Annotated in this window: 4 protein-coding genes and 1 pseudogene; all 5 read right to left on the reverse strand. The window is 69.0% G+C overall.

Going from position 1 to position 4,286, the window contains the following annotated elements; genetic code table 11:
* Nucleotides 1-166 (reverse strand): FAD-dependent oxidoreductase (locus tag A5702_RS25915; RefSeq protein ID WP_156669690.1); only part of this gene is annotated, 166 nt, incomplete at its 3' end.
* A gap of 75 nt (nucleotides 167-241) precedes the next feature.
* Nucleotides 242-1,303, reverse strand: coding sequence for an AraC family transcriptional regulator (locus tag A5702_RS20415; protein WP_082956143.1), 1,062 nt, complete (start codon nucleotides 1,301-1,303; stop codon nucleotides 242-244).
* Nucleotides 1,304-1,372: 69 nt separating this feature from the next.
* On the reverse strand, nucleotides 1,373-2,656 hold the full coding sequence (locus A5702_RS20420; protein WP_068223154.1) for a fatty acid desaturase: 1,284 nt from the start codon (nucleotides 2,654-2,656) through the stop codon (nucleotides 1,373-1,375).
* An 87-nt stretch (nucleotides 2,657-2,743) separates the two neighbouring features.
* Nucleotides 2,744-3,937: a ferredoxin reductase gene (locus tag A5702_RS20425; protein ID WP_369817953.1), complete on the reverse strand. Its 1,194-nt coding sequence runs from the start codon at nucleotides 3,935-3,937 to the stop codon at nucleotides 2,744-2,746.
* A 99-nt stretch (nucleotides 3,938-4,036) separates the two neighbouring features.
* Nucleotides 4,037-4,286 (reverse strand): annotated as a pseudogene (locus tag A5702_RS20430) (hypothetical protein); the annotation flags it as partial.

Here is a 4,286-nt window from a genome sequence, read left to right on the forward strand (position 1 = left end):
CCGCACCGGGGTAGGTGTTCTCCCGCCAGACACCGCCGATGTCGTCGGCCTTCTCCAGCACCGTCACGTCCGCGAGACCGTCCCTGGACAGCTCGTAGGCGGCGGCGAGGCCGCCGAAGCCGGCCCCGATCACCAGTACGCGGGGCTTGCGAGTAGTCGAAGTCATGCGGCAAACGTTAGGGCCGCGCGACGCGTCACCGGCAAACGATTGCGGTCGGCAAATCCATGATTCCGGCCACGATCAGACGGCCTGCAGCCGGGCCCGGGGCGCGACCGAGCGCTGATAGCGCGCCGGGGTCGTGCCCGTCCACCGCTTGAACGCGGCGATGAAGCTCGTCGCCTCCGCGTAGCCCAGCCGCAGCGCGACGTCGTCGACCGACAGCGCGCCCGTCGCCAACAGCTCCTCGGCGAGCACCCGGTGCACCTCCTCGAGCAGATCCCGAAACGACGTGTTCTCCTCGGCCAGGCGCCGGCGTAGCGTCCGCTCGCTCATCGCCAGTTGCCGGGCGACGGCGGCGATGGTGTGGGGCTCGCCGTCGACGGAGGCCAGCCGCTCCCGGACGCGGCGGGCGACACCGGTCCGCTGCCGGCGGCGCTCCAGCAGGGCGAGGCACTGCTGCTCGCACATCGCCACAGTCTGCTCGCTGGCCTGGGGCAGCGGATTGTCCAGCAGGGCGGCGGGCCAGCGCGCGACGTTGGCCGGCGCGTCGTAACCCGGTGTCACGCCAAAGGCCTTGCGGGCCAAGGCATCCGATGACGGCGCGGGACCGGTGAAATCGATCGAGGTGAACGGGACGGGGCGGCCCAACATCTCCGCCATGACCCGGGCGATGGCCGCCAGGTCGCGCCGCACCAGGAACTCCGCCACCGGACCGGTCAGGTCGGGCAGGTCGAGCCGCAACGCCGCCACCGGCCCCTCCACGATGACGGTCGGCAGGCAGAAGCCGTAACTGAGGTCGTAGAACCGCGCCGCGAACCGCACGGCGTCGCCCAGCGTCGAGCTGGTCAGGCAGGCGAAGCCGAAGATGCCCAACGACCCGACGTGATAGCTGCCGCCCACCCGCACGCCAAGGTCGGCCGCGTTGCCCAGCAGGTTCACCAGGTTGGTGGCGACCGCCAGCTCCTGACGCCCGACGATCATCCGCTGGTGGTCGCGCAGGTCGGCCTCCGACAGGCCGGTGCCGTCGAGCACGTCGGCCGCGGCAAGCCCGTTCTCGCAACCGAATTCGGTCATCAACGCGATGCTGGCCGTGCTCCGCGGAAAGTCCCAGTGCGAGACCTGCGACCCGACGAACACCGGCACGTATCCCAGTATGGCGAACGGCGAGAATCAGCCCGAAATCTCGCGCTCAGTACACGCTCGGCGCGGGTGCTAGGCCGCCAGGTCGTCCGCGCGCCGGGCGTCGCGCTCAACGCGCTTGGCCCGCCGCCAACCCCGCACGGTCGCGATGGCGGTCTTCAGGCCGCGCCGCCGGCCGGTCTCGGGGTCGGTGCCCGCGAATTCGGGCCCCAACTCGTCGAACATCCGCTCGCTGCGGGTTTCCGGCGCGTTGTCGGCGTCGTCGCGCAGGTATTTGTTCGGCAGCGACAGCTTGGCCAGCGTGCGCCAGGTCTTGGCGTACTGGACCAGGAACGAGCCGGTGGTGTAGGGCAGGTCGTACTTGTCGCACACCTCGCGCACCCGCACCGCGATCTCCGCGTACCGGTTGCTCGGCAGGTCCGGGTACAGGTGGTGCTCGATCTGGTGGGACAGGTTGCCGCTCATGAACCGCAGCACCGGCCCGGCGTCGAAGTTGGCGCTGCCCAGCATCTGGCGCAGGTACCACTGGCCCTTGGTCTCGCCGATCATGTCGGTCTTGGTGAATTTCTCTGCGCCATCGGGGAAGTGGCCGCAGAAGATGACCGCGTTGGCCCACACGTTGCGGATGATGTTGGCGGTGGCGTTGGCCGTCGCCGTGGACCGGTAGCTGGCACCCGGCGACAGCGAGGTCAGCGCGGGGAAGGCGACGTAGTCCTTGAAGACCTGCCGGCCGGCCTTCGCCAGGAACTCGTCCACCCGTTGCCGGGCGTCGTCGTGCTCCATCCGCTTCTTGACGATCTTGCCGATCTCCACGTGCTGCAGGCCGACGCCCCACTCGAACAGGAGCATGAGCATGGTGTTGTAGACCAGGTTGAGGATGTTGAAGCGCTTCCAGCGCTGGTCGCGGGTGACGCGCAGCAGGCCGTAGCCGACGTCGTCGTCCATCCCGAGGATGTTGGTGTACTTGTGGTGCACGAAGTTGTGGGTGTAGCGCCAGTGCTTCGAGGACCCGCTCATGTCCCACTCCCACGTCGAGGAGTGGATCTCCGGGTCGTTCATCCAGTCCCACTGGCCATGCATGACGTTGTGGCCGATCTCCATGTTCTCGATGATCTTGGCCACGCCCAGGGTGACGGCCCCCGCCCACCACGCGGAGCGGCGGGAACTCGCGGCCAGCATCAGCCGGCCCGAGACCTCCAGCGCGCGCTGCGCGGCGATGGTGCGGCGGATGTAGCGGGCGTCGCGCGCCCCGCGAGAGTCTTCGATGTCCTGGCGGATGGCGTCCAGCTCAGCGGCCAGGCTCTCGATGTCGGCGTCCGTCAGATGGGCGAATACGTCGACGTCTGTGATTGCCACTCGTCGTCATCTCCCTACGGTCGTGTCGTCGGTGCAATACCTACGCTATCGTAACCTACGAATCCGTAGGTTACCTGTGAGTAGCCTTTAGATGTCGAGCACACAATCGCCGGACGCGGCCGACACGCAGGTCTGAATCCGGGTGCCCGGGTCGTGTTCCGCGCCGGTGCGCAGGTCGCGCACGTGGCCCTCCACGAGGCCGACCACGCACGACTGACATATACCCATTCGGCAGCCGAAGGGCATCTGGACTCCGGCGCCTTCGCCCGCGTCCATCAGCGACGTCGCCGCGTCGGCGGCCACCGAGCGACCACTCTGGGCGAAGGTGACCGTTCCGCCGGCGCCCGCGGGCGCCGCCTTGGACACGGCGAAGCGTTCCAGGTGCAGCCGCCCGCCGATGCCGGCCGACGACCACACCCGCTCGGCCTGCGTCAGCATGCCCTCCGGCCCGCAGGCCCAGGTGTGACGCTCGCGCCAGTCCGGGACCTCGTGGTCGAGCAGGGCGAGGTCCAAGCGGCCCCGGCTGCGGGTCTCCCGCAGCCGCAAGCGATAGCCCGGGTGATCGGCGGCCAGCGCGGCCAGCTCCGCGCGAAACATCACATCCGATTCGGTGGGCGCCGAATGGACGTGGACGATGTCGCCAATCTGGTTGCGGCGCACCAGTGTTCGCAGCATGGACATCACCGGCGTGATTCCGGACCCCGCGGTGAGGAAGAGGATCGACGGCGGCGCCGGGTCGGGCAGCACGAAGTTGCCCTGCGGCGCGGCCAGCCGGACGACGGTTCCCCGCTCGACGCCCGCGACCAGGTGGGTCGACAGGAAGCCCTCGGGCATCGCCTTCACGGTGATGGTGACGGTGCGCGACGACCCGGAACCGGACGTTTCGGCGGGGCTAGAGGTGAGCGAATACGACCGCCAGCGCCAGCGCCCGTCCATCAGCAGGCCGATCCCGATGTACTGACCCGGCTGGTAGTCGAAGTTGAACCCCCAACCCGGCTTGATCACCAACGTCGCCGAATCCTCGGTCTCGCGGCGCACCTCGAGGACGCGGCCGCGCAGCTCGCGCGCGGACCACAGCGGGTTGGCCAGGTGCAGGTAGTCGTCGGGCAGCAGCGGTGTGGTGATGCGCGCGGCGATCTTGCGCAGCGCGTGCCAGCCGGGGTGCCGGTCGGCGCCGGCGACCACGGGCCGCTTGGTCTCGACGACGTTGCCCGTGATCGAGGGGTTACGTCTGCCCAGCGGAAGCTCCTGAGGATTGCGCGGCGTCTTGGTTGCGCTCACCATTGTGGTCGATTCTGAGGGCCTCACGAAACCTACGGTACCGTAACCTACGGTTGCGTAGCTAGGTCGGCGGCTCCGAATGCGTCACATCGTTGCGCGTCAGAGCAGCTCGAGCAGGAACGGCAGCTCCTGGTTGGCGTACCACGCCAGGTCGTGATCCTGCGCGTCGCCGACGATCAGCTCGGCGTCCTCGTCGCCCAGGTCGGCGGCGTCGATGACTTCGATCGCCCTGGTCACGTCCGACTCCGCCTCCGCGTTGTCGACGTACGCGGCGATCACGTCCTCCAGCGCGACGGGCGCGCCCAGTCTCACCACGGCGTCGTCGAGGTCGGGCCGGAAGCTGACGTCG

The sequence above is a fragment of the Mycobacterium sp. E3339 genome (assembly GCF_001666915.1).
In the GTDB taxonomy this organism is placed as follows: Bacteria; Actinomycetota; Actinomycetes; order Mycobacteriales; family Mycobacteriaceae; genus Mycobacterium.